This is a genomic window from Desulfosarcina sp., assembly GCF_041551955.1.
Taxonomy (GTDB): Bacteria; Desulfobacterota; Desulfobacteria; order Desulfobacterales; family Desulfosarcinaceae; genus Desulfosarcina.
This window is the reverse complement of sequence record NZ_JBFELV010000311.1, coordinates 1-5,907: the sequence shown is the minus strand read 5'-3', so window position 1 is coordinate 5,907 and position 5,907 is coordinate 1. Positions and strand designations below refer to the sequence as shown.

Below are 5,907 nucleotides of genomic sequence, written 5' to 3'. Positions count from 1 at the left end.
GGGCTTTTTACGAATCCGTCCAAAAATGCGACGTATTACGCGTTCATTAATTTTCTATTGTGGGTTGACACACCAAGATCGAACCTATATATTCTAAAAAAACGATATGGAGGGTCATATGAAAGCATTCATCCGCGTCATGAAGGCCGTTTCCGACCCCACCCGGGTCAAAATATTGAAGATTTTGGAAAAACGCATGATGTGCGTCTGTGAACTGCAGACCAGCCTCGGCGCCGCCCAGTCCACGACCAGCAAACATTTAAAGATTTTGGAGGACGCCGGGTTGGTGGCGTCCAGAAAGGATGGGTTGTGGGTAAACTACACCCTGGCCGACGGCAGCCAGAGTCCCTTTGCGGCATCTCTGCTCGGCAACCTTCGGCATTGGCTCAACGACGAGCCGGAAATAGCAGCGCTAGTTGAAAAGACGGCGCACATCGACCGGTTTGAAATTATGAATCGGAACTAAATTTTTTTTTGAACTTTATATATCTATAAATTGCGATATAAAGAACCATTGGCAAACGCCAAGCCCGCAACAAGAAAAAGGAGTCCGCACGATGAACGAAACACTTGCGTTAACCAAAGATGGGAATGTGGCCGGCAATGCTTCCGATGCACCGGCACCGGAGGAACCCAGCCAGATCAACTGGAATGATATCTGGAAACCCTTAAGCCTGATCGTTGGCGGATTTCTGATTTTCTTTTTCCTGCCCATGGACAACGCCCGTTTCACCGGGTCGATCGTCGAAGCCCTTGCCCTGGCCAAGTGGTATGCCCAGGAGCATGTGCTGCTCTGCCTGGTGCCGGCTTTTTTCATCGCCGGCGGGGTGGCGGTATTCGTCTCCCAGGGATCGGTGATGAAATACCTGGGTGCCGGCGCCAGCAAGATACTCTCCTACGGGGTGGCCAGTGTCTCCGGATCGGTGCTGGCCGTCTGTTCCTGCACGGTGCTGCCGCTTTTTGCCGGCATCTGGAAGCGCGGTGCGGGCCTGGGGTCGGCCATTGCTTTCCTCTACTCGGGCCCGGCCATCAATGTTCTGGCCATTATCCTCACCGCCCGTATTCTTGGGCCGGATATCGGCGCAGCACGAGCTGTTGGGGCGGTTCTCTTCAGCGTGGTCATCGGCCTGTTCATGCACCTTATGTTCAGGAAAGAGGAAGAAGCCAAGGCAGCGGCGGCAATGCACTTGCCGACACCCGAAGTGGAAAGGCCCCTGTGGCAGACCACCCTGTTGTTTGCCGTCATGGTGGGGTTGCTGGTTTCCGCCACCTGGGGACGGCCGGAACAGGCGGGCAGCTTATGGTCGGCGGTGTTTGCCGTCAAGTGGATGCTGACCGGCGGCTTTGCGCTTCTGCTGGGCATCCTGATGGTCCGCTGGATGCGCGTGAAGGTTTACAAGTTGATCCTGGCTGCAGTGGCGGTCCTCGTGCCGGCAGTGATGGTTCCCCAATATCCCCTGATCGCCTTTTCCGTGGGCCTGATCGCGTTTTCAACCTTGTTGACCACCACCCGCGGTGAAACCGAATCCTGGTTCACGTCATCCTGGGATTTTGCCAAACAGATCATGCCTTTGCTGCTGGCCGGCGTATTGGTAGCAGGGATGCTGTTGGGGCGGCCCGGCGCCGAGGGATTGATTCCTTCTGCCTGGATCAGCGGTCTGGTGGGCGGCAATTCTCTCTGGGCCAACTTGTTCGCTTCCGTGGTCGGTGCCTTCATGTACTTTGCGACCCTTACCGAAGTGCCCATCCTGCAAGGGCTCATCGGTGCGGGCATGGGCAAGGGGCCCGCCCTGGCCCTGCTGTTGGCCGGACCGGCCTTGAGTCTGCCCAACATGCTGGTGATCCGCAGCGTTCTGGGCACCAAAAAAACCATCGCCTTCGTTACCCTGGTGGTTGTCATGGCCACGATCAGCGGAATGATTTTCGGACATTACTTTTAAATCGCAACAGGTGGTTGCGAACCAATTTGTTAAACTGTCAACAATAACAACAAAGGAGAAAACCATGGACATCAAGGTACTGGGCCCGGGCTGCCCGAAATGCCAGCAGACTGAAAAAATCGTCAAGGAAGCCGTTGCCGAAACCGGTGTCGACGCATCGATTGAAAAGGTCACCGACACCTTGGCCATAGCGGAATATGGCGTCTTCGGAACACCCGCCGTCGTCGTGGATGGCGAAGTGAAATCAGTGGGTAAAATTCCCAAAAAAGAAGAAGTGATCGGCTGGATCAGATGATCCAACCGGGAAGATGAAAACAGGGCGGCATGCACGATAGCCCGGCTGGAGCTATCCGAAAAACAGGTCCGCCTTATTGAATATTCATGGGCGACCATGGTCGATGGCGGACTCATGTCCAGCGGGAGATTCCATCGAATCAACATGTGGAGGTAACCATCAATGGCTGAAGATTGTTGTTCATCAAACGGCAATATCATGATTCTGGCCTGTTCGGGCGGATCCAACGTGGGGCAGCTGTCCAATCAAGCGGCGGTTGAGCTGACCCAGGAAGGTTTTGGCAAGATTTTTTGTCTGGCGGGTATCGGCGGGCAGCTTTCCGGTTTTGTGCAGTCAGCCAAGGATGTACCGGAGATGGTGGCGATCGACGGCTGCCAGGTCGGCTGCGCCAAGGCCATTCTCGAACAGGCACAGGTCCCGCTGAAAAACTATATCGTTCTCACCGAAGCGGGAATCGAAAAGAACAAGAATTTTACGCTCAACCGTTCGGACATCGATCGGGCCAAGTCGGCCGTGAAAAAGGCAACGGGCAGACCGTCCTCTACTTCAGAAGGTTCCGGCGCGCCATCTCCACCTTAAGCGAAGACACCCAGACCGCGCTGGACAAAGCGGGAATCAAGGGGGTTGAGATCAGCCAGGAGGGCGATATCAAGCAGATGAAAGACTCTTTCGGGCGGATGATCAAGTCCATCGGGATCGGCGTCATTCTGCTGCTCATGGCCCTGGTGGCGATTTACCAGTCGGTGCGCCTGGCCATCGTCATGGTCCTGGTGTTGCCGCTGGCCATGATCGGGGCGTCCTGGGGCATGCTGGTGTTCGACAAGCCGAGCTGTATGCCCAGCCTGGTGGGCATCTTGCTGCTCTTTGGCATCATCATCAAAAACTCGATCCTGCTGATCGATTTTTACCAGGAGTTCCGCAGCAAAAACGAGTCTCCTTATGAGGCGGCCCTGGAAAGCGTGCGGGTGCGCTTTCGGCCGGTCTTCATGACCGCCTTCGGCACCATCGCCGGCATGATCCCCATCGCCTTTGAATGGGCCGTGGGGCTGGAGCGGCTCTCACCCCTGGCCGATGTGGCTGTGGGCGGGCTTTTGATCGGGACGGTGTTGACGCTGATCTACATTCCCATGTTTGCCTATAGTGTGGAAAGCAACAAACAAAGCATATGACCAGGAATGATCTCAAAAGAAAGTTAACCACAATCTTCAGTGCCGATGCCGCGGGATACAGTCGTCTGATGTGCCGCGATGAAGAGACGACGGTGATCACCTTGAGTGACTATCGCAGGATCATGTCGCAATGTGTCGAAGATCACCGTGGTCGGGTGGTGGATGCCCCCGGTGATAATCTCCTGGCCGAGTTCGGATGTGCCGTGGATGCAGTGACCTGTGCCATTGCCGTTCAAAAAAAGCTGGAGATGAAAAATGCCGATTTGCCCGAAGACAAACGCATGCGATATCGAATCGGAATCAACTATGGGGAGGTCCTTACGGAGGGAGGCAGGCTTTATGGCACTGGTGTCAACATCGCGTCCAGACTGGAATCCAACGCGGAACCAGGTGGAATCTGCATTTCAAGACCAGTGTTTGGCCGCGTACAGGGCCTGCGGCCGCTGAAATATGAATTCATGGGGAAATACGTTGTCAAAAATATTTGCAAGCAGGTCGACATGTTCAAAATTATCATGGACTGAATGCATGGGCGAAGGCGTTTGCTATTAAAGCAAGGAGCTGAAAACGATATGTTGGACCAATTTTTTCTTGAGGTGAATCAGTGGATGACCGCCGGATCGACGATCGCCTTTGCCGGCGCCTTTGCCTGGGGCATGGTCAGCGTTCTGTTTTCGCCCTGCCACCTGGCCTCGATCCCGTTGATTGTTGCCTATGTAGGCGGCCAGCAGACCGCTGTAAATCCGCGGCGGGCCGCCTGGTATGCAGGCGCGTTTTCTATCGGTCTGTTCATCACCATCGCCGTGGTGGGCATCGCATGCGCGATGCTGGGCCGCATGCTCGGCGACGTGGGCACCTGGTGGCAGGTGCTGGTGGGCATCGTTTTGATCTGGGTGGCCCTGGGCATGCTGGGCGTGCAGGCGTGTTCCATGTCCGGCTCATTGCTCTATCGTCTCAATTTTCGTGGTATTCCTGGGGCTTTCGGGCTGGGACTGGCCTACGGCATTCTGTCGGGCTCCTGTACCTTCGGCTTTATTGCGCCGATTCTGGCCATTGTCACCGTGCAGCAGAAAATGGTTGCCGGTTCGGTAATGATGATCCTTTTTGCCCTGGGTCACTGCCTGCCCATCGTCGTGGCCGGCAGCTCCACGGCCATGGTGCGCAGGCTGACGGAGAGCAACACCTGGCAAGGGGCAGGCCAGTGGTTCCGGCGCGGCGCCGGGGTGGTGATCGCGCTCTTGGGCATTTATTTTATAACCGGCCCGTTTGTCAGCGGCATATGATTCCATCGATAGGACTAAATCATGTTCCAGGAAAGATTAAAGCAGACCTTGTGGCAGGTTCCAGCATTGGTCATCATGGCCGGCTTGATCGCCCTGGGGGTCAACCAATGGCGCACAGATGGTATTGCACCTCGTGGCAACTGGTCAGTTGAGGCGCGATTTTCCGACACCGCAGGCGAAAGCCTGGTCATCCCCATTGATCAGGCCGGTGCGTTGTTCGAACAGGATGCCGCCGTGTTTCTGGATGCTCGGACGCAAAGCCAGTATCTCCAGGGCCACATTCGCGGGGCACTGAACTTGCCCTGGCAGGAGGTGGATCGGTACTTCATGGAAATGGCCGATCGGCTGGACGGCGCAGGCATGATCATCACCTACTGTGACGGGGAGAGTTGCGACCTTAGCCACGAACTGGCCCTTTTTTTGAAAGGGATGGGCTATTCAAATGTGCATATCCTGTTCAACGGCTGGACCCTATGGCAGCAATCCGGTCTGCCGATTGAAGGAGGGTTAAAGTGACCCAACAAACAGAAAATCATAACGAGCGCGTTTTATGCTGCGAGCATGACGACAGTCCGACTGAAACCGGTGGATGCAGCCACGCAGGGCATCATCATGGCCCGCCTCCGGAGGATACCAGCGGTCCCCGGCTGCTGGCTACCCTTGCGATGAACCTGATCATTCCCACAGCCCAGATTATCGGCGGCCTGATGGCCAACTCGGTGGCCTTGATTTCCGATGCCATGCACAATTTCAGCGATTTTGCCGCCCTGTTGATTTCCTATGGCGCCTATCGCATCGGGCGCAGGGGGGCTACGGTGTTCAATACGTTCGGGTACCGAAGGGCCGAAATCATGGCTGCCCTGATCAACGTGATGCTGCTTGCCGGTGCGTCTGGGGTTATCCTGTACCATGCTGTAGAACGCTTTTTGCACCCCCAAACGGTCAACGGCCTTATCGTGATCGTCCTGGCAGGGGTGGGGATTGCAGGCAACGGGTTTTCCGCCTGGTTGCTGCATAAGGACGCTGCGCACAACCTGAATGTACGCGGGGCATTGCTGCATATGGTGGGTGACCTGCTGACTTCGGTGGCGGTTCTGATCAACGGCCTGCTGCTGCTGTATTATCCATGGTACTGGTTAGATCCGCTTCTGTCAGTGCTCATTGTTATTATTATCCTGAAAACTGGATGGAATCTGTTCAAGGAATCCACCGCCGTGCTG

Annotated in this window: 8 protein-coding genes and 1 pseudogene; all 9 read left to right on the top strand. The window is 55.6% G+C overall.

The annotated features are described in order from the left end of the window. The first annotated feature begins 118 nt into the window (after positions 1 to 118). Positions 119 to 466, top strand: a complete 348-nt coding sequence (locus ABYV26_RS18780) for an ArsR/SmtB family transcription factor (RefSeq protein WP_372682889.1) — start codon at positions 119 to 121, stop codon at positions 464 to 466. A 91-nt stretch (positions 467 to 557) separates the two neighbouring features. Continuing rightward, positions 558 to 1,940, top strand: coding sequence for a permease (locus ABYV26_RS18775; RefSeq protein ID WP_372682888.1), 1,383 nt, complete (start codon positions 558 to 560; stop codon positions 1,938 to 1,940). Positions 1,941 to 2,004: 64 nt separating this feature from the next. Next, a complete protein-coding gene (locus tag ABYV26_RS18770) occupies positions 2,005 to 2,235 on the top strand; it encodes a thioredoxin family protein (protein ID WP_372682887.1) in 231 nt (76 codons plus the stop codon). Between the two features lie 162 nt (positions 2,236 to 2,397). Next, positions 2,398 to 2,814 carry a putative zinc-binding protein gene (locus ABYV26_RS18765; protein ID WP_372682886.1) on the top strand — a complete coding sequence of 139 codons (417 nt, stop codon included), beginning with the start codon at positions 2,398 to 2,400 and terminating at the stop codon, positions 2,812 to 2,814. Continuing rightward, a pseudogene (locus ABYV26_RS18760) lies at positions 2,796 to 3,404 on the top strand (efflux RND transporter permease subunit); the annotation flags it as partial. The gene ABYV26_RS18765 and the pseudogene ABYV26_RS18760, both read left to right, overlap by 19 nt. Further along, positions 3,401 to 3,928, top strand: coding sequence for an adenylate/guanylate cyclase domain-containing protein (locus ABYV26_RS18755; RefSeq protein ID WP_372682885.1), 528 nt, complete (start codon positions 3,401 to 3,403; stop codon positions 3,926 to 3,928). The pseudogene ABYV26_RS18760 and the gene ABYV26_RS18755, both read left to right, overlap by 4 nt. 48 nt (positions 3,929 to 3,976) lie before the next feature. Next, positions 3,977 to 4,687 carry a cytochrome c biogenesis CcdA family protein gene (locus ABYV26_RS18750; protein WP_372682884.1) on the top strand — a complete coding sequence of 237 codons (711 nt, stop codon included), beginning with the start codon at positions 3,977 to 3,979 and terminating at the stop codon, positions 4,685 to 4,687. A gap of 21 nt (positions 4,688 to 4,708) precedes the next feature. Then, complete coding sequence (locus ABYV26_RS18745) at positions 4,709 to 5,203, top strand: rhodanese-like domain-containing protein (protein ID WP_372682883.1); 495 nt, start codon at positions 4,709 to 4,711, stop codon at positions 5,201 to 5,203. Then, positions 5,200 to 5,907, top strand: a 708-nt coding sequence (locus ABYV26_RS18740) for a cation diffusion facilitator family transporter (protein ID WP_372682882.1), incomplete at its 3' end; no start/stop codon positions are given. The genes ABYV26_RS18745 and ABYV26_RS18740, both read left to right, overlap by 4 nt.